Consider the following 18,818-nt stretch of genomic DNA (forward strand, 5'->3'; position numbering starts at 1 on the left):
TATAGGTTGAACTTGAAAAAAGAATAAAAAGGGCAGAAGTGACGGAGGGGAAGTTTGGATACTTACGGAGCGGAAGCGACCGCCTTTGTCTGCCGATTTCCACCGCGAAGAGCGGTATAAATCAAGAAATCTGCAGGCGGGCAGCGGCCGGAAGTCCAAACATTCCCCGCAGTTACGACTAGTACCCTAATATAAAAATCTAAAGTTCAACTTATATAGCAACAGCACGTGAGACCGAGGAGGTGGACATATCATGCAAGCGGGCCAGCAGTTGCTCGTTTGGAGCTATTCGCACATCAATGTATTGGATATCCGCCGCATTGTGCAATATGAGGGGGAAGCAAGATCGTACCGCTTGCCCGCAAACTGTTTTTTATACGCAGTAAAAGGAGCAGCGACAATCCGTCTGGAGGATGCCGATCAGCCCGTCAAGCGTTTTCTTGTCCTGCATGGTATTAAGGGCAGTGTACTTGCGATAGACAAAATTGAAACCCTCTTTGAGTACTATCTGATTTATTATGGCGCTACTCTGCCCGAACTGATTAAGCATAGATTATTATCTGGTAACGAGCGAAACGGCGCATATCATCAAAGCTACAGCATAGCCCCGATATCTTCGGCCTTTTTGCTGCATCAGGTTCAGGAGATGCTTGCGGCCTGGGAAAGCCAGGCACAGGACAAGCTTCAGAAGATTCGCGTAAAATCGCTGATGTACCAGTTTGTATACGAGGTTCTTCATCAGGCCAACGCCGGAGGAGCACTGCTTGTCCGCAATGATTTGGTATCCCGGGCAATTCAATACATGCAAGCTAATTATGCCCGGTCCATTACGCTTGAGGAGCTCGCGGCAAGGCTCGGCTGCAGCTCACGCCACTTTTCAAGAATATTCAAGAACGAGACCGGGAAAAGCCCTATTGATTACATTATTCATTTGCGGATTACGAAATCCAAGGAGCTTCTCGTCACAACAGATGCCACTCTTCAGGAAATAGCTGAAAGCATCGGGCAGCCCGACAGTTATTATTTCAGCAAAATGTTCAAAAAGCATGTCGGCACATCCCCTCTTCGCTATCGAAACGAAAACCGCTATGTCTCTGAGTGTCCATATATAACATCAGGGTTGGCACGATATGACATTGGAGAGCCTTTTTGGGCACAGTATAGTATTGATAAGGATTATCATTCTTATTTGTACACCAAAGAGGGGGATTCACCAATGTTTCGCAGCAAAAAGTGGGCAGTAACCATGCTGCTATGTTTTACTATGGCGCTTAGCGCTTGCTCGGCAGGGAACGGCGGTTCTAATGGAGCGGCAAAGAATGCGCCCGAGAACCAAAACTCTGCTGTTACTCAGCAAAACGCAGCCGTTCAGTCTGCTGCGGAGGAGACGGCAGCATCACAGCCTTATCATGCCTCTATTGATACCAAGTTCGGGACGGTAGAAATAACGGCAGAGCCGAAACAAATCGTTGCGCTTGGATGGGGAGATGCGGAAACAGTTCTTAGTCTTGGAGTGGAACCGATCGGGGCCAGCGATTGGGTAGCATTCGGCGGCGACGGTGTGGGGCCTTGGCTGGAAGGCAGCTATCATACTTCACCAACAATTATTGGAACGCTGGAGCCAGACTACGAGCTTATTGCAAGCCTGAAGCCGGACCTGATTCTTGATGTTAAATCTTCCGGTGATGAGGAGCGTTACAAGCGCCTAACCGAAATTGCCCCTACCATCGGCATTCCGAAAGGAGCGGACCGTTACAAAACTTCCTCCGAGGACCAGCTTCGCATTATTGCCAAAGCATTGAACAAGGAGAAAGAAGGCGAGGAGCTGCTGGCAAAGGTGAATGAAGCGTTCGCCAAGGCTGCAAGCGAGCATCCGGAATTTGCCGGCAAAACAGCAGTTGTTGGTTCCTACCAGACCAGCGGATTTGGCGCCTATGTAACAGGAAGCACGCGCATTGATTTCGTTAAGCGTCTCGGATTTGTTACGAAGCCGGAAATCGAAGCAATAGAGAACTCCAACTTTGCCATTAAAGTAGCTGATGAACGACTGGAGCTTCTGGATGCGGATCTGACCGTAATTGTGCCAATCGGTGTGGAACCGGGCGCAGTAACTGAACAGGCATTGTTTCAAAAAATCCCTTCAGTAGCTGCTGGAAGAGGATTGGTGCTGGACCGGCAATCCTCACGTGCATTTTCGACGGGAAGCATCCCTGCCCTGCTGTGGACAGTGGAAAATCTCGTTCCTCAATTCGCGGATGCGCTGAAAGGAAAGGAGTAAGCTGTTGTGGCATCAGCCAGTCGATCAATGAAAAAGGATAGGCCGGAGGAAGCCGGAAATGCGCAGAACACGAGAGTGGCAATAACAAGATCAACGGGCCTGCTGGCATTGCTGGTCCTGTTGGCGGGCGGCATGGTGATCAGCCTGATGGTTGGCGCCAAGCCGCTTTCTGCTGCTACCGTATGGGCCGCACTGACATCCCCTGACGGAAGTTATGACCATACAGCGGTGCTGGAGTCGCGGGTACCGCGTACAATGCTCGCTTTGGCGGTTGGCAGCGCTTTGGGCTTGTCCGGTGCGCTTATTCAGGCTTTTACGCGAAATCCGCTTGCCGATCCCGGAATTCTGGGTGTGAATGCAGGCGCAGCGTTCGCTGTAGCGGCAGGGATAGGCTTATTTTCTGTATCGAGCCTATCCGGTTATATGTGGTTTGCCTTTGCGGGGGCCCTTCTTACTACGATTGCCGTTTACATCATCAGCGGCGGTGCTGGGCGAATCTCGCCGACTCCGGTGCAGATTACGCTGGCGGGAGTGGCTCTTGGAGCGGCCTTGAGCGGGATTACAACCGTATTTCGGATGATGAACAGCGAAGCTTTCTCCCAAATGCTGCAATGGAGCGTGGGTTCATTAGCCAGAAGAAGCTTGAGTGATTTATGGCCGGTGTTGCCGTTTATGCTGATTGGAGTATTGCTTGCCCTGGCCGTATCGCCGGCGCTTAATGCAGTTGCCCTTGGGGATGAACGGGCCGCTTCCATGGGTGTACATATTCATCGTACCCGCTTGATCTGCCTGATCGCCGTTACCCTTCTGGCTGGCGGAGCGACTGCTGTAGCCGGTCCCATCGGGTTTATCGGCCTGATGGTGCCGCATAGCGTCCGCTGGATCATTGGTCCGGATCAACGCTGGATTTTTCTATATTCATTGGTGGCGGCACCGCTTCTACTACTCGTATCGGATGTCATCGGCAGAGTGCTGATGCCGCCCGCCGAAATTCCAGTGGGCATCATTACGGCTTTCCTCGGCGCTCCCATACTGATTCTGCTGATTCGAAGAAAAAAAGCAAGCGACCTCTAAGCGGGTTGATGGCGACATAAGGGAGATGAGACGATTGCGACCCGTTCAATATGGCCGCCGCGAGCTGGTACTAGCCTGGCCGCTGAAGATCAGGCTGAGGGTCAAGGCGATGCTGGCCACACTGGCGATGCTTGGAGTAGTCATCGCGGTTGGAGTATTTTCGCTGACTGTTGGTACGATGCCGGTAAGCGTGGTTGATGTGTTCAAGGCAATAACGGGTCATGCCGAAGGCATAGCCCGGACCGTTGTGGTGGAATGGAGGCTCCCAAGGGCCGTTGCTGCGATTGTGTTTGGGGCGGGACTTGGAGCCAGCGGGGCGATTTTTCAGTCGCTGACCAAAAACCCGCTCGGTTCGCCCGACATTATCGGGTTTACTTCCGGTTCCTATACGGGGGCGCTTTTGGTGCTGCTTGGTACAGGAGCGGTTTCCTTTGCGGCGGTGGCTTCAGGTGCGATAATCGGCGGTATCGGAACGGCTGTTATCGTGTATGTGCTGGCGTTTCGCGGCGGGTCCAAAGGCTTCCGCCTGATTATCGTCGGGATTGGAATATCCGCCATGTTGGGTAGCCTTAATTCCATGCTGCTTCTGCGCAGCGAGCCGGATGCGGCATTTACAGCCGCGGCGTGGGGCGTTGGCTCCTTAAACGGAGTGGACTGGTCACAGGTAATGCCAGCTTCGATTATGGTAATCGCTCTTCTTATGGGGGCCATCCTCCAGACGAGACCGCTGCGGGAAATGGAGCTGGGAGACGATACGGCCAAGGCGCATGGCGTCGTGGTTGAACAGTCCCGTTTTCTGCTCATTGCAACGGGGGTAGCGTTAACCGCTGTACCTACGGCTGTTATGGGCCCGGTTTCCTTCGTTGCTCTGGCAGCGCCCCAGATGGCTAGACGGCTTGCGGGAGCATCGCATAGTCTGATCCCGGCAGCTGCAATGGGCTCATTGCTGTTGCTGGGATCAGACTTTCTGGCGCAGCGGCTTATCCGTGGAACTGTGTTTCCGGTTGGCGTCGTAACTTTGTCGCTGGGTGGAGGTTATCTGGTGTGGCTGCTGTTCGTGCAGGCCAGGAAAAGGAAGGAACAAACATGACAACATCTGAAAAAAAATACGCTCAAGACAGCATGGCTGGTGCTTCGCCGCTGTGGGCCAAGGACCTGACCGTCAATTATGACAAGCGTGCTATTATAAAAAACTTGTCGGTGGCAATACCGCCGAATTCTTTTACAGTCATTATCGGTCCGAATGCCTGCGGGAAGTCTACGCTTCTGCGCGCATTGTCCGGGCTGCTGAAGCCGGAGCACGGGCTTGTTATGCTGGACGGGAAGGAGCTTGCGGCCTGTAAGGGAAAGGAGGTTGCCCGTAAGCTAGGGCTGCTGCCCCAGACGGCCATCGCTCCCGAAGGCATTACGGTATCCGATCTGGTGGCACGCGGCCGTTATCCCCACCAAAGCATTTTCAGACAGTGGACGGAAGAGGACGAGCATATTGTTGCCGCAGCCATGGAGGCTACAGGCACAACCAGCCTGGCGCATCGTCTGGTGGATGAGCTGTCCGGCGGCCAACGCCAGCGGGTGTGGGTCGCAATGGCGCTGGCGCAGCAGACTCCTCTGCTGCTCCTGGACGAGCCTACGACGTTTCTTGACATTGCGCACCAGATTGAGCTGATGGAGCTTTTTACGGAGCTGAACAAGAAGGGGCGTACGCTGGTGGCTGTGCTGCATGATTTGAATCATGCAGCCAGATACGCCACACATCTCATTGCGATGAAGGACGGTGCAATTGTCGCACAGGGCCATCCCCGGGACATTGTTACGGAGGAACTGGCCCAGGATGTATTTAATCTATCATGCAAAATCATTGAAGACCCGGTTACAGGCACTCCGCTGGTCGTTCCCGTTGGTAAAATCTAATTGTTGATGATTAACTCCTGCACATCCCGCCGCATGCTTAATGGCACCTCGGTAAGCGGGGTTCCCAGACGTACGAGCATCTGAATGGTCCCGCCGCCTGGGGCATAGCTTCGGTGAATATCACTGTAGATCCCTTTCATCTCAGGATATTCCTCGATGGCCTGGCTTAACGGCTGCATAGCCAGCCCCAAGCTGTGGGCGGTCAGGATTAGCCTGCTGTACAGCATCCCGCTTCTGACCTGGCTTGTGCGGCTGTTATCGCCGCTGACAATCAGTGCATAAGCAGGCGTTTTGTTCACAGAGGCTTCCGTAGACTGGATAAGCTGGTCGGAAGCAGCCTGCCCCTTGTTCAGAGACGGAAACAGAGTTACAGCGCCCTGCAGGATATGGCGCATGAGCCCACTGGTTCCTTGGCCTTCCACGGAGAAGCCGTAGCGGTATTTATTCTTTTCCCGCTCATTAGGACGGAAGATTTGGGCCGACTCCTCCATTACACGGCCAACACCCGCCTCTACCTTAGCCGCCTGATTGGCATAGTCTGCAAGCTTCTTCATGTTAGCGGCATCTTGGAAAATCTCAATGGTCATATTACTGTCATCATTAACGCCCTTTAACTCCTGCACTTGCGAATCAGTAAGCGGATCTGCCTTATAACCTCCCCTGTTCGTATCCGGCTGGAACAAATAAGGATAGAGCGGCCCGGCAGCGGCGCTGATCTTCGTGAGGGTGATTCTTGCAACGGGTTTGCTGTCCATGCTCTCGGCAAGCCTGCTCTCCTCATACTCCCCTTCAGGAAACAACTTAATGGCAGCGTCATAACCGAGCTTCTCTCCGGCAACCCGTATGTACTCCAGAAAGGTTCCCTGTGAAACCATAAACTGCCGTGCGTCGGGATCAACTGCCGGAGATACCCGGGAGCTGTCCGCATACAGCGAAAAAACCATGTCATTATTAGGATCAAGCTCGATCCGCCAAGGCTGCATATTATGCCCGCTGGCGGCGAGCAGACCATGAGCGGCTAGCTGCAGTCTTGGATCAGTCATTTTCGCGGAATAGCCGGGTTTCCAGGGCTGCAAATAACGCTGCTGGGTGAACACTCCACTGACAAGCAGCAAGGTAGCAAATACGATAGCAACCAGACCGACAATGCTCGAAACAACGACCAACATAATCTTTTTCCCCCGTTTCTTCCCTTTCACTTGAGAACACCCCTTCTATACGCTTATAGATTCAACCATTAGGCTAAAAGCTGTCGTAACCAGCTCATCCGGCGTTGTCGCATGCATGTGGCGGAGATAATTCTCCTTCTTCAGCGCTGTGTTCAGCACCCCCATGACGCTCGACCACAGCATAAGTGCGGTATGTACAACGTTAAGCTCCTTACGGATAACCCCCTCGTCCATTCCCCGCCGCAGCATCGTAATTAAATACTCTGTGATCTCTTCCCCCAGGGCATAACATTCTTCTCTCGTCTTGTCAGCAGCTTCGGCAATGAAGTCAATCTCCGCAGTCTCATATTGAATCATCGCTTCGAAATATTCAGGATGCTCCTTGCTGAACCGGTAAAATACATCGCCCATCTGCCGAATACCCCCCAAAGCGTTGGCAGCCGGATTCTCACGGATGTCTTGCCGCAGCATCTCCAGCATCAGCCTGTAGCCCCGGGTCATAATCTCAAAATAGATTTGTTCCTTGCTGCTGAAATAGACGTATAAGGTTCTTTTGCTGAACTCTGCCGCCTTGGCTACATCATCCATAGTCGCCTGATTATATCCCTTGGCAAAAAAGACCGCTTCTGCCGCCTCGATAATATCGTTCCTGCGGATTTCCTTCTCCTTCTCTCTGCGCTCTCCGCTTCCCATCCTGTCCCCTCCTTGATTTTGCACTATAGTGTCGTTAAGTAAACTATAAGTTTACTTCGCGTTCAAGTCAAGTCTCCTGTCTGTAAGATTCCTTACAGTGAATGAACTTTACCAGAAGTGGACACAGTAACAGCAGGTCTGGGACAACTATTAGGAGGGCAACGATGGACACACACGAATTCGTGGAGAAGTTTCGGGAGAATATGAAGAAGGCCGAGAAAAACAAACGCCGCGGCAAAGGCTCGCCGGAAGCGAGACTGTCGAACAAACAGCATAGCACGAACAAATAAGCGCCGGGAACGGCCGCGCCCGATTCAGCCGGATATATCTATATTTGCACAAAAGGGATGCCTGCAAAGCCAAATGATTGGCTTCGACGGACATCCCTTTTTCTACACCTCGGATTGAATAATCTTATTTGCTCAGTTTAGCAACACTTGCAGCCACTTTCTCCAGCTTTGCCTTGCTCAGTGTTTTGTCCGGCGAGCTAAGCGTAACGTAACGGTCATCCAGCTTGAAGGTCAGCATCGGGATATCCGAAGGGGTATACCATTTGCCTTCTGCTCCGGTCGAAAGCTTCACTGTCGTACCTTTGTAATCATAGGAGTAGTCCCGTGGTGAAATCTCCACGTTCATATGTTTGAAGAGGAATCTTACGCCATCGGAGCCTTGGGCTGCTTTCTGGAAAACATCTCCGCTGGTCATTTGCGTCGGTGCATAAGCAGTTTCAAAGCCCTGGAAGGCTGCGAAGGCCTTGGTGATTGTTTCTTTTTGTGCGGCGCTGTATTGGATCGGTGCCAAAGTGATCGCTGAACCGTTACCCGGCGTTGTTGTCTCTGCTGATGAACCCAAAACCACCTGATTGGTTGAAGGATCGAAGGTTACCGGCACCTTCAGCGCATCCGCCATCGCACGGACAGGCAGGTAAGTCGTATCTTTGTAAGTGATTGGGGCCAGCGTTTTTCCATTGTTATCCACTGGTGTATATTCTGCTCCGTTTACTGTAAAGCCAATGCTGTGATTCAGGTATGCACTGATCTTCTGCATATTTGTTCCCGCATATACCCCCGCCGAGCCTGTCACTGCCATTCCGAATACCATTGTTGCTATGATCATTTTTTTGCTTTTCATTACATATCGTCTCCTTGTAAGTTCATATTATTGTGTGCCTTGCTATGATTCAATTTAATCATGAACTTGTTTCGAACTTGTATCGTGATTGTAAAGAAGTGATTCCAAACCGGCTGCCGGTACTTTATACACCTCAGTGTACAAAATTTCTCTGAACCGCTCGAATTCCTGCTGGCTTACAGCCCGGGGATAGGTCATGATCATCAGCGGCAGATCGGCCTGGCCTTCACGCAGCGGCGGCTGCACATAAGGAAAAGGATTCAGATGAAAGCCCAGACGCTCGTAAAAGCCGACTCTGCGCTGCTGGGGCGAACCTTCCGGCGGCTCCACCTCCAGCAGAACGGGCTTGTCCGAGAGGCTAAGGTATGAATTCATCAGCTTTTTGCCGATTCCGCCGCCTCTAATTTCCGGATTCACCGCGATGTGCTCAACAAACCTTAGTTCAGGGAACTCCCAAGCCGCTAAAAAAGCCACTGTCCTGCCTTCAGCATCACGCTCGATGTACAGGCGGTAATTCGGATTGTCCAGCAAGGACTTTTGCCCGCTATAGGTTCTGATCTCACTTACTGGAAAGGAAGCTTCCATTATGGCGAATATTTCATCAAACGCTGTAGGGTTCATTAATTTTCTACCTGCTTTCTGGTTAATTTCTGTATTATAGCAAACAAGTATAAACGGCTACACCGTCCTTAAAAAGGAGCCTATGCTTCCGAAGCAGCGATACTCTGTATCGCTTTCAGGTATCCGTTTCAGCGAGAAATATAAGGATAAAGTATAGCGTGAAACTTATACTTTCTTATATTTTTGAAAATAGTCACAGAACATTCGCTACTGACACCCCTTCCATTTAGAACCTGGTACTAGGAGAACGTGCTATACTGTAGATATTAGAAACCATTATGTTTATATAGGAGATAGGAGAGGTTCGTTGTGGAGAATGCGCGCTGGGTTGCACCTGAATTCTACAATATCACTTCGGAAATGGAGAAGCATCCTGCCGATAAGATTGCGCTTAAATGGTTGCATGAGAATGGGGATTATGAAGAAATCACTTACGGTGAGCTGATGAAGCAGGCGGGTCGGCTTGCCGGAGGACTGTCCGGGCTTGGGCTTGAGAAAGGTGACCGGGTGCTCGTAATGGTACCGCGCCGCATTATCGCTTACGTTATTTATCTGGCCTGCCTGAAGCTGGGGCTTGCTGTTATCCCTTCCTCCGAAATGCTGCGGGCCAAGGACCTCGCCTACCGCCTGCGGCACTCCGAAGCCAGAGCCGTTATTGTCTGGTCGGAGGTAACCGGAGAAGTCAATAAAATCACCGAGGATCTGCCTGCACTGGATTACCGGCTCTCCGTTGGCGGCGCTGAAGATGAGCTGCAGGGCGGATGGACGGGTCTTGAGAGCCTGATGGACGGCCAGCCGGATAACTTCCCTACCGTTGCCAGCCGCCGCGATGATATCGCCATCCTGGCTTATACTTCTGGAACGACCGGCAACCCTAAGGCTGTCGTTCATACCCACGGCTGGGGTTACGCCCATCTGCGGATCGTTTCGTCGCTATGGTTCGATATTCAGGAGTCGGATATCGTGTGGGCAACCGCCGCACCAGGCTGGCAAAAATGGATCTGGAGTCCGTTCCTGACCGTTCTCGGCAATGGCGCAACAGGCTTCGTCTACAATGGTTCTTTCCACCCGCACCGTTATTTGCAGCTGCTTCAGGATCAGGGCATCCAGGTGTTATGCTGCACACCGACGGAATACCGCCTGATGGCCAAGACGGAAGGGCTGCCAGGGTTTGACCTGTCGAAGCTGCGCTGCGCAGTGTCCGCCGGCGAGCCGCTCAACCAGGAGGTAATCAACGCCTTCCAGCAGCATTTTGGTATTACGATCCGCGATGGCTACGGGCAGACGGAGAGCACGCTGATCATCGCGGCGCTGAAGGATGAACCGCTGCGAATCGGTTCAATGGGCAAGTCGATTGCACCGGGCATTGTAGAGGTCGTGGACGAAGACGGCCACCCGCTGCCTGCGGGAGAGGTTGGAGATATTGCCGTGCATCTTAGCATGCCAGCCTTGTTCAAGAGCTATTACAAGGACCCTGAACGGAAGGCTGACAGCTCGCATGGGGAGTATTTTATCACCGGGGACCGGGCGCGGAAGGATGAGGAAGGTTATTTCTGGTTCGAGGGCCGGGGTGACGATATTATCATCAGCTCGGGTTATACCATCGGACCGTTTGAAGTAGAAGAAGCTCTGATGAAGCACGCTTTGGTCAAGGAATGTGCCGTTGTGGCCAGTCCGGACGAAATTCGCGGCTCAATTGTAAAGGCCTTCGTTGTACTGAAAGACGGCCACACCGGTACACCTGAACTGGTGCGGGAGCTGCAATCCTCCGTCAAAGAGTGGACCGCTCCCTACAAGTACCCGCGTAAAATCGAATTCATCGCCGATCTTCCGAAAACCGCCTCCGGCAAGATCCGTAGAGTCGCACTGCGTGAACAGGAAAAGAAGGCCGCTCAGAAGTAACACCAGGCCTGCTGATACAAAACGGGTACCCCGCATGTTGAAGGGTACCCGTTTGTATTGTTATTCCGACCAATAATTCGCCTCAGGATTCAGAGCCGCGCCTACTTCGCCCTCTTTGATCAGGTCGCAGTCCAGATAGCCCTCTTCATCCACAAAATAAACCTCCTGCTTATAGAACTCGCAGAGTGTCTCCAGAAAGTTCTCCGGGGAGTCGTACATCACTACAAGATCACCGTAGTCATGCAGCAGATCGCATACCCGTTCTACGCCATCCTCCGATTGAAAATAGCAGATGAAATCACTCCCGTAGTTGGTCAGGAGCGGCAGCACTGTGCCTCCGCCGCTGTAGCCTTTTTCCACCAGAATACTTTCCAGCACCTTGATTTCCTGCTCGTATTCATCAATATGGATCAGTCTGTAGCCCGGAATGAACTCGATCAGGTTCGGCTCCTCTTCTTTGCTGCTTGTACCGGAAACCTGGCTGTAAATCGCTTGCAATACATCCGGCACACTCGGCATCAGACTGCCCAGCTTGGCCGTCACGTTCTCCCCGCCGGTTCCCAGACTGGCAGTATAGCCGGGGCGCAGCCCGCTTGATAGCTTAAGGTATTCCTGAAATTTGACGGTTAACCGTTCGATTGATGGATGGTTTAGCATATCATCATCCTTTAGTGGCAGAAGCCCACATTTTCTGAAGCCAGGCATCAAAATTCTCGCCCTTCTCACCTTCATAAGCATCGTAGACGTCAATCCGCATCTTCTTCAGCTTCTCCTTGAACTCCTCATACGAATGGTCTCTCGGGAGACTTTTCTTGATCCGCAGCACAATCTTGGATATGCCTTTGAACAGCTCGGCTTTGTTCTTCGTCGGTACCTTTACATCTTCGCCGAAGGCCTTCAGCTTCTCGTATGCAGCTTCTTGAACGGTATATACAGGATCGCTGACCATCAGACGGTTCAGGATGTCGATAATCTGTTTGTGGTTGTGGCGGCCAAGCTCCTCCACGGCCTCAAGACGCGCTCTCCAATCGGCGGAGCGTCCGGCAGCCTTCTTCAGTTCTGCGTAATTCTCCGGCAGCCCGTTGTTCACTTCTTCATTATTCAAACGATACAATCCCCTTCTTGGTTAAATATAGTCCCAATTCTACCCTACTGCACTCCTTGATTTCAATCTTTTGGACAAATTCGCGGAATGAACCGTATTTATCCCCAAGCCCCCGCAGCGTATGATAAGCTTAAGCTACTAGGATCCACTCAAAGTGAAAGGAAAAATTACATGATGGAGCTTTTTATTTCTCACGAATCAACGCCTGAAGGCAAGAATTATGTAACGAATAAAATGATCGAGTTCAACCGGCAGCATTTCCCTGACGCATTAAAGGGCAGATACCAGGAGGTTCAGCTGCTGCTAAAAAATGCCGAAGGCCTGACGTTTGGCGGCCTGATCGGTGAAATCTGCTGGAACTGGCTGGAGGTGCAGTACCTGTTCGTGGAGGAGGCCTGCCGCAAATCCAGTTATGGCAGCATGCTTATATCCGAAGCCGAACAGCTTGCCCGGTCCAAAGGCTGCGATTTCATCAAACTCGACACCTTGAGTTTTCAAGCCTTGGATTTTTATCTGAAACAGGGCTTCGAGGTGTATGGCACCATTCCAAATGCCGGAGGCTTTAACCACTACTATTTGAAAAAGAATCTGTAGGCCGCCACAGCAGATCACCCAATAAATTGACAGATTTCTGTAAACGATGGTACGCTCACAGTGCGTTCTCTACACCGAACTGTTTTTACACAAATTCACCGTCAAAACGTTACAAATCCAATTAAGGAGATTTCCTATGACTGACGGGTATAGCCTGGATAAGGAAAACTTGTCCAAGGAGCTGTGGCTTCTGCTTGCAGTTCTTAATAGTGACGACATCAATGAAACGGCGGAACAGAATCCGCAATTATTCAAGGATATCGACTGGGAGCTATGGGTACGGCTGTCCTTGCATCATCGTGTGTTTCCGTACATCTATCCCAAGCTTAGCCGGATGCGTGAAGAGTGTGTGCCTGCCACGGTCACCCAGCGTTTAAAATGGGAGTATCGCAGAAACACTGTGCAAATGCTACAGCTCAGCGGTGAAATGGGATTTATCGGCGAGGAGCTTGCCAAGCTGCATATACGTTCTCTATTCCTGAAGGGACCGGTGCTCGCCCAGGAGCTTTACGGCGAAATTTCGCAGCGGACCTCACGTGATCTCGACTTTCTGGTGCCTATGGCACAGCTCACTGAAACGGAAGCGCTGCTGGTCCGTCTTGGGTATGTGAAGGAAGAGGATTTCGAGAGTATTCTGGGGGATTGGAAATGGAGAGAGCATCATACCACATTCAATCATCCCGGCAAAAACATCAAGGTGGAGGTTCACTGGAGATTAAGCCCGGGTCCGTCCAAGGAGCCGGGGTTCGACGAGCTGTGGGAACGCTCGCGGACCAGCAGCCACTTCGGGCAGCACGTCCATTATTTAGGTCAAGAGGATTTGTTCCTCTTCCTTGCCGCCCATGGGGCCAGACATGGCTGGTCCAGGCTGAGATGGCTGCTGGATATCAAGCAGTTGCTGCTGCAAAAACCGGACCCCGCCAGGTTAATCGGGTTGCTGCAGCGATATAATTACACCGATGTTGGCGGGCAGGCGCTGCTGCTTGCCGCCGATTTGCTGGCGGCGCCTGTCGCGCCCGCTCTATCCAGTCTCACGGAGAGACCGAAGTCCCGCCGTATTGCCCAGCTTGCTCTTTTCTATGTGACACGAATGGTCAACCTGCATAATCCTCCCCTGGAGCCGGAGGTCGAGCGGCATTACAAATATTATCAGCCAGCCATTATGACGCGCTGGCATCAGTTCTTGTATATGGCCGGCTTTCTGTATCCATATGCGGCGGATGCGAAGACACTCCCGCTGCCGAAGCCGCTGCATGTGCTGTATTTCCCGCTGCGTCCCTTTCTGTGGACCTGGCGTAAGGTCAGCGGCGGGGAAAAGTGAACAAGCCTATATCTCTGCTGTCCGGTCATCCCGCCCGAGTCGCTCAATTAATGGTTAAACTGTACTTCGTACAGCTAAAGTTTCGCTATCGAGGGACATCGGGGGGATAACTGTATTTCATACAGGTATATGGGCTGAAATCAGCGGAATGGCTCATCTTCCACATTTTTAATTGCAGAAACTACATTTATCTCTCAAAAATAGCTATTCCGGCTGATAATAGCTGCACAAAGTGCAGCTATCTTGCATTTTAGAGAGACAGGCTGACCTTACAATTGTATATCACAGCCAGTAGGCATTTTATTTTCTTACTTCTCCTGTCCATCAATCAATATAGTTGCCTTCAAATACTACGCCATTATTTTTTTCATAAGATGATATATGTTTCTCCGCTTCTTGCAAAAAAGCTTGATTACGAAAATTTTCGTAATAATACTCTCTCATCCTCTTCAAATCGTTCATGTATTTTTCAACATCCATAGCAATAACCCTCATGAATAGCAATCTATCTAGCGAAACAACAAATACAACTCCTTCATCAATGGCGTCCTTAAGATAAAAATCATAATCTAAAAGTGCTATACTTCTCCATATTTCAAATGAATCAATAACAACGCCTAAATCGCCGTATAAATCCTTCCTTTTATCAGGTTTTTTCATAGCAAGTGATTGATAATCCTCGTCGCAAATCAGCAAATCAATATCTGCACCAGACTTTCGCATCCCGTAATATTCCATAGCCATTCCACCGATTAAAATAGGCTTTTTCATAAAGTCCAAGTCATTTGATTTAAGCTTTTGTTCAAGTAAATCTATAACCTCTGACATCGTTTTATCACCCTAGCTTCCCAATTAGATCTCACAAAATATGCACAAACATATGTTCCATCCTTATTTTAAGTCGTCTACATAGTAAACACAATACAACATGAAATTGCCTCAGAACTGTAAAATAACATACCCGTTTTCTTAAATAATTAGATGATATAGTTAATGCATAGTGCATTGTTTATACCACCTGAAAGGGATCTTTCCAACATGACAATAGAAGTAAAACGGCAGTTGAACGATGGTCTGAAAATCCGAAAAGAAAAAGAAATTGTATCAAAAATGATTCGTATATACTGCAAGAAAAAGCATCATCAAAAAGTGCTATGCGCGGAATGTCAGGACTTGAATGATTATGCTATACATAGACTATCCCTCTGCCCGTTCGGTGAAGAGAAAACGGCTTGTGCAAAGTGCCCTATCCATTGTTACAAACAGGATTACCGTCAAAGAATTAAGGATATTATGCGTTACTCAGGTCCGTGGATGCTGCTCTATCATCCAATTGAGTCAATTAGGCACATCCCAATACCAGGCAAGTTAAGAAAATAACCCACTGCACAAAAAAAGGATTCTGCTGCACTCTGTGCATTAGAATCCTTTTTTTCGTTGAAATTCCAGAGCTGTAGCCGCTCCCCATTCCCTCCTACATCGCTTCTTCCTGGCTGCTGAGCAGACGGCTGAACATGCCGCCTGTCTCGGAGGCCAGGCCGTTATACACGCCCTGCTGAATGACCCGGCCCTGGTCGATGACCAGAATCTGATCCGCTCCCCGGATAGTGGACAGGCGGTGGGCTATGACAATTACCGTTACTGAAGCTTTCAAGCGCTCTAGTGCCTCCTGAATCCGTTTCTCGTTCTCTGTATCCAGCGCACTTGTCGCTTCATCCAGTACGAGAATGGACGGCTTGCGGATGATCGCCCGGGCCAGCACGAGCCGCTGCCGTTCTCCGCCGGAGAGGCGGACGCCGCGGTCGCCGAGCAGCGTATCCAGCCCCTCAGGCAGCTTGCGGACGAAGTCTGCCGATGAAGCGAACTCCAGCGCCTCCCACAGCTCCTCCTCGCTTGCATCCGGCTTGATCATCGTCAGATTATCGCGGATCGTTGCATTATACAGAAAAGGGTCCTGCGCCACATAGCCAATCGAGCGCCGGTAAGGAAGCAGCCTCTCCCCCGTGATTGGCTGCCCGTCCGCCAGAATCTCGCCCGATTCCGGCTGCATGAGGCCCATGAGCAGGTCGACAAGCGTGCTTTTGCCTGCGCCTGAACGTCCGACAATCGCCGTCATCTGGTTGGCCGGAATCACCACGTTCACATCTTGCAGTGAATACTTCGGCTCCTGCGGCTGGTAGCGGAAATCAACGCCCCGCGCTTCCAGACCCGTCTTCAGGCTCAGCGGAGTCACCTCGGCTCCCTCTCCCCCCTGTGCACCATGCTCCGCAGCCTGCAGACATTCCTCCTGAAGCAGCTGCAGCTGCTTGAAGGAAGGCAGCACAGAAGCGAGCTGCTCCATTAGGGACTGCAGCGCGGAGAAGGTCGGCCACAGCCGGGCAAAGACCAGAATCACCAGCAGCAGATTCGGCCCCTCCGCATGCAGGAAGCGGAAAGATACGAAGATAAACACCGCGATCAGCAGCGTGGAGGACATTTTGTAGAGCATCTGGGAGTTCGAGCGCAGCCGCGTATAATCAAGTTGCTCGCCCTTGACCTCGCCGGTGAACTCATGCATCCAGCTCAGCCGCGAGTACTCCAGATTGTTGCTTTTGATATCCTTGATGCCATTCAATTGATCCGTAATCCCGGCCAGATATTGCCGGCCCAGCACAGAACTGCGGCTGCCCAGCTTCTTGGCCTTGCGGATAAAGCGGCGTGAGAATAAGGATAACAGGACGGCACATACGAGTACGGAAAGCGTCATTGTAGGGGACAGCCAGAAGGCGAAGCCGATCTGCACCAGCGTGAACAGCAGTGAAGTCAGGAATTGCAGAAAAGCGCTGATTCCCGCCAGCACTCTCGCTATCTCGGTGGTCATTACATTAATCAGGTCGGAGGTGCGCTTCTTCAGAAAAAAAGACCACTCGGCCCGCAGCAACGCGCTGTACACCTCATATCGCAACTGCCGGCTGTAGGTCTGCTGAATATCCACGTTCCGCACGGCGACAGAGCGTGAGATCAGATTCTGGCACAGAACGATGAGCACATAGGCACCGAGCACCAGCATTAGTGCTGACGTCTGCGGCAGCTCCGATATGAAGCCGAGCATTGGAAGATTATAACCCGCCGAAGCCCCCCCAAGCTGAATACCCGCCATACCCAGCATCGGCACCAGCAGCAGCATGGCAGAGCTCTCCAGTAAACCGCTGATCACCATACCAAATAGATTCAGATAAAGTTTGACCCCGGACAAGCGCTGAAGCTGCCGGATATAATGGATTATGACTTGCATGGAACCACCTCGATTACTCGGCATGTAACACTTTGGCGAATTTCTCCACCACGACAAACCCCTTCATGGCATCATCGCCGGAGACATAATAAGCCCCGCTGCGCAGCCAGGCATGGGCAATCATCCGGCCCTGCTTATCCTTGGCAACCCCCATGTAGAGAGTGCTCTCGATCCCGCGTTTTTCGAGCATTTTGAGTCCCGCTACCGCTCGGACCATGCAGGTGCTTTTCCAGGGGGTATAACGGCTCATGACCCGGATGGCTTTGGTTATATGCTGGATGCGGGAAATATCAACATCTTTGGACACTGCCGGGGTCTCCCGGGACTGTATCCCAAGCTGTGGTGCTGTCCTGGCGAAAGGAAACAACAGCTGGATTCTCACAAGAAAAAGCCTCCAAAGCGCCTCAGGAATGAGCGCCAGGGCGGCTTTGTCATGGGTCAGCAGCTTACGCATGCGCCGGAGGGTGGTCATGGCTGGCTTACTACTGCGGCAAGATCCTCATCCAGCAGACTTTGCAAAAAGGCAAACACATCCTGACGGGCAAGCTCTTCCGGCACCTCGAAGCTCATCTGAATAATCTCCACTACCCGGCCCGCAGTAACCGGCGATGACAGCGCCGTCCAGATTTCTCCCCCAACCTCTCCGAGGTTGTAGTATTTTCCGTTCTTCACATTCAGCATGACCTTCTCGCCATCCATGTCGCTGGCAATATTGCCTTCGCGCTGCACGAGCACCGATTCAAGGGACAATACATCTGCTGGCTTCATATTCATTGGGTTATCTCTCCTTCACTTGTTGCCAATCGTTTCAAGGATAAGCGCTGCTTGCGCCGGAGCGTTGAAGCCTTGCTCAGGCCGGGTCAGACGGTACATCGGGAGCCGGTTAATGAACGAAGCCAGCATGCCGAAATGCCATTCACGGATGCCAATCCGGTCCACAATTGCTCTTTGATAGGTATGATTGTATAACGTGTGAAACCGCTGCATGCCCTGAATCGGCTGGAGGGCGACTGGCCCCTCCTGGGTCACCGACAGCTCAAACACTCCGGCGAGCGGCAGAGGTTCACTATGGAAACGGTCATGCACCGGCACAGCAAATTTGGTCTCCCGCTCAAAAAGCGGACGGTAGAGGGACGAATTCATTCCCAAATAGTCCAAGCTTTGCTGCCACAGCTTCTGCTGCGGATAACCTGGAATAGCTAATGGATGTCCATTTTGCACCATAACGGGAATAACGTCGTCACTGATCAGCGGGCTGCCCTGATCCATCAAATAGGAAGCAAGCGTCGATTTGCCTGCTCCTGAACGCCCAACCAGCGCGTAAGCCTGGCTGCCAATTACAAGCGCGCTGCCGTGAAGCGGGAGAATCTGTTTTTGCATCAGCAACACACCCATGCAGCTTCCCAGAATGAACAGACGGACACAGTCCGGGTCTGCTTCCGGTGCAGGAGATACCGTGATGGTATTGCCGTCTTGAATTGAAAAAATAGCCGTACCCTTGGCCTCGAACATTACCTCTTTCCCGGACACTCCCAGGCTGGGCGTAACCTTCGGTATCGCTTGCCAGCGTTCTGCCAGGTCTGCCTGAACCACCGATACGCTGCCGGCCAGTCCCATCTTATCCGTGAGGGGAAGCTCCGGCAAAGGAAATTCACTGTGAATCTGCAGGCCAAATGCCTGGTAGGCCAGACCTTGAACGGTACTCTCCATGCGGTTCACTCCATATCACCGTATTATTAAAAGAT

Annotated in this window: 20 protein-coding genes; 9 read left to right on the forward strand and 11 right to left on the reverse strand. The window is 51.5% G+C overall.

The genetic code is table 11. The features are described from left to right. Positions 1-253 precede the first annotated feature (253 nt). Genes ACX1DY_RS26470 through ACX1DY_RS26485 form a run of 4 tightly spaced genes read left to right on the forward strand, consistent with a single transcriptional unit; the run spans position 254 to position 5,263 of the window. On the forward strand, positions 254-2,278 hold the full coding sequence (locus ACX1DY_RS26470) for an iron-siderophore ABC transporter substrate-binding protein (protein WP_458967172.1): 2,025 nt from the start codon (positions 254-256) through the stop codon (positions 2,276-2,278). Positions 2,279-2,284: 6 nt separating this feature from the next. Then, entirely contained in the window at positions 2,285-3,352 is a 1,068-nt protein-coding gene (locus ACX1DY_RS26475; protein WP_458967173.1) for a FecCD family ABC transporter permease, read from the forward strand. Positions 3,353-3,386: 34 nt separating this feature from the next. Beyond that, positions 3,387-4,442, forward strand: a complete 1,056-nt coding sequence (locus ACX1DY_RS26480; RefSeq protein WP_458967174.1) for a FecCD family ABC transporter permease — start codon at positions 3,387-3,389, stop codon at positions 4,440-4,442. After that, complete coding sequence (locus tag ACX1DY_RS26485) at positions 4,439-5,263, forward strand: ABC transporter ATP-binding protein (protein ID WP_458967175.1); 825 nt, start codon at positions 4,439-4,441, stop codon at positions 5,261-5,263. Before ACX1DY_RS26480 ends, ACX1DY_RS26485 begins: the two co-directional genes overlap by 4 nt. Here the strand turns inward: ACX1DY_RS26485 and ACX1DY_RS26490 are convergent. Together ACX1DY_RS26490 and ACX1DY_RS26495 are read right to left on the reverse strand one after the other, a co-directional pair. Next, complete coding sequence (locus ACX1DY_RS26490) at positions 5,260-6,462, reverse strand: Acg family FMN-binding oxidoreductase (RefSeq protein ID WP_458967176.1); 1,203 nt, start codon at positions 6,460-6,462, stop codon at positions 5,260-5,262. The two genes, ACX1DY_RS26485 and ACX1DY_RS26490, sit on opposite strands and share 4 nt — an antisense overlap. A 15-nt stretch (positions 6,463-6,477) precedes the next feature. Then, positions 6,478-7,125 (reverse strand): TetR/AcrR family transcriptional regulator, encoded by a 648-nt coding sequence (locus ACX1DY_RS26495; protein ID WP_458967177.1) that lies wholly within the window; start codon positions 7,123-7,125, stop codon positions 6,478-6,480. Between the two features lie 164 nt (positions 7,126-7,289). Between ACX1DY_RS26495 and ACX1DY_RS26500 the strand changes: the two genes are divergently transcribed. Next, positions 7,290-7,415 (forward strand): DUF4023 family protein, encoded by a 126-nt coding sequence (locus tag ACX1DY_RS26500; RefSeq protein ID WP_458967178.1) that lies wholly within the window; start codon positions 7,290-7,292, stop codon positions 7,413-7,415. 124 nt (positions 7,416-7,539) lie between these two features. Here the strand turns inward: ACX1DY_RS26500 and ACX1DY_RS26505 are convergent, their stop codons facing one another. Both ACX1DY_RS26505 and ACX1DY_RS26510 read right to left on the reverse strand, forming a co-directional pair. Further along, positions 7,540-8,256 carry a hypothetical protein gene (locus tag ACX1DY_RS26505; protein ID WP_458967179.1) on the reverse strand — a complete coding sequence of 239 codons (717 nt, stop codon included), beginning with the start codon at positions 8,254-8,256 and terminating at the stop codon, positions 7,540-7,542. A 54-nt stretch (positions 8,257-8,310) separates the two neighbouring features. Beyond that, positions 8,311-8,877 (reverse strand): GNAT family N-acetyltransferase, encoded by a 567-nt coding sequence (locus ACX1DY_RS26510; protein ID WP_458967180.1) that lies wholly within the window; start codon positions 8,875-8,877, stop codon positions 8,311-8,313. A 360-nt stretch (positions 8,878-9,237) separates the two neighbouring features. Here ACX1DY_RS26510 and ACX1DY_RS26515 point away from each other — a divergent pair, with 360 nt between their 5' ends. Further along, positions 9,238-10,779 (forward strand): acyl-CoA synthetase, encoded by a 1,542-nt coding sequence (locus tag ACX1DY_RS26515; protein WP_458967237.1) that lies wholly within the window; start codon positions 9,238-9,240, stop codon positions 10,777-10,779. A gap of 60 nt (positions 10,780-10,839) precedes the next feature. Here the strand turns inward: ACX1DY_RS26515 and ACX1DY_RS26520 are convergent, their stop codons facing one another. Together ACX1DY_RS26520 and ACX1DY_RS26525 are read right to left on the reverse strand one after the other, a co-directional pair. Next, positions 10,840-11,436: a hypothetical protein gene (locus tag ACX1DY_RS26520; RefSeq protein ID WP_458967181.1), complete on the reverse strand. Its 597-nt coding sequence runs from the start codon at positions 11,434-11,436 to the stop codon at positions 10,840-10,842. Positions 11,437-11,440: 4 nt separating this feature from the next. Then, positions 11,441-11,884: a HEAT repeat domain-containing protein gene (locus ACX1DY_RS26525; protein ID WP_458967182.1), complete on the reverse strand. Its 444-nt coding sequence runs from the start codon at positions 11,882-11,884 to the stop codon at positions 11,441-11,443. 174 nt (positions 11,885-12,058) lie between these two features. Between ACX1DY_RS26525 and ACX1DY_RS26530 the strand changes: the two genes are divergently transcribed. Together ACX1DY_RS26530 and ACX1DY_RS26535 are read left to right on the forward strand one after the other, a co-directional pair. Beyond that, positions 12,059-12,478: a GNAT family N-acetyltransferase gene (locus ACX1DY_RS26530; RefSeq protein WP_458967238.1), complete on the forward strand. Its 420-nt coding sequence runs from the start codon at positions 12,059-12,061 to the stop codon at positions 12,476-12,478. 136 nt (positions 12,479-12,614) lie between these two features. After that, a complete protein-coding gene (locus ACX1DY_RS26535) occupies positions 12,615-13,799 on the forward strand; it encodes a nucleotidyltransferase domain-containing protein (RefSeq protein ID WP_458967183.1) in 1,185 nt (394 codons plus the stop codon). Positions 13,800-14,123: 324 nt separating this feature from the next. Here ACX1DY_RS26535 and ACX1DY_RS26540 read toward each other — a convergent pair whose 3' ends face one another. Then, on the reverse strand, positions 14,124-14,627 hold the full coding sequence (locus ACX1DY_RS26540) for a hypothetical protein (RefSeq protein ID WP_458967184.1): 504 nt from the start codon (positions 14,625-14,627) through the stop codon (positions 14,124-14,126). 210 nt (positions 14,628-14,837) lie between these two features. On the opposite strand from ACX1DY_RS26540, the gene ACX1DY_RS26545 reads away from it, so the two are divergent. After that, on the forward strand, positions 14,838-15,179 hold the full coding sequence (locus ACX1DY_RS26545) for a nitrous oxide-stimulated promoter family protein (RefSeq protein WP_458967185.1): 342 nt from the start codon (positions 14,838-14,840) through the stop codon (positions 15,177-15,179). 94 nt (positions 15,180-15,273) lie between these two features. Here the strand turns inward: ACX1DY_RS26545 and ACX1DY_RS26550 are convergent, their stop codons facing one another. Genes ACX1DY_RS26550 through ACX1DY_RS26565 form a run of 4 tightly spaced genes read right to left on the reverse strand, consistent with a single transcriptional unit; the run spans position 15,274 to position 18,783 of the window. Next, entirely contained in the window at positions 15,274-17,073 is a 1,800-nt protein-coding gene (locus ACX1DY_RS26550) for an ABC transporter ATP-binding protein (protein WP_458967186.1), read from the reverse strand. A 13-nt stretch (positions 17,074-17,086) separates the two neighbouring features. After that, positions 17,087-17,545 (reverse strand): lasso peptide biosynthesis B2 protein, encoded by a 459-nt coding sequence (locus tag ACX1DY_RS26555; protein WP_458967187.1) that lies wholly within the window; start codon positions 17,543-17,545, stop codon positions 17,087-17,089. Beyond that, the gene (locus ACX1DY_RS26560; protein WP_458967188.1) at positions 17,542-17,847 is read right to left on the reverse strand and encodes a lasso peptide biosynthesis PqqD family chaperone; all 306 of its coding nucleotides are present in this window, start codon (positions 17,845-17,847) and stop codon (positions 17,542-17,544) included. The genes ACX1DY_RS26555 and ACX1DY_RS26560 overlap by 4 nt, the downstream gene beginning before the upstream one ends. 15 nt (positions 17,848-17,862) lie before the next feature. Then, the gene (locus ACX1DY_RS26565; RefSeq protein WP_458967189.1) at positions 17,863-18,783 is read right to left on the reverse strand and encodes an aldolase; all 921 of its coding nucleotides are present in this window, start codon (positions 18,781-18,783) and stop codon (positions 17,863-17,865) included. Positions 18,784-18,818 lie beyond the last annotated feature (35 nt).

It is taken from the genome of Paenibacillus sp. BAC0078 (assembly GCF_054483875.1).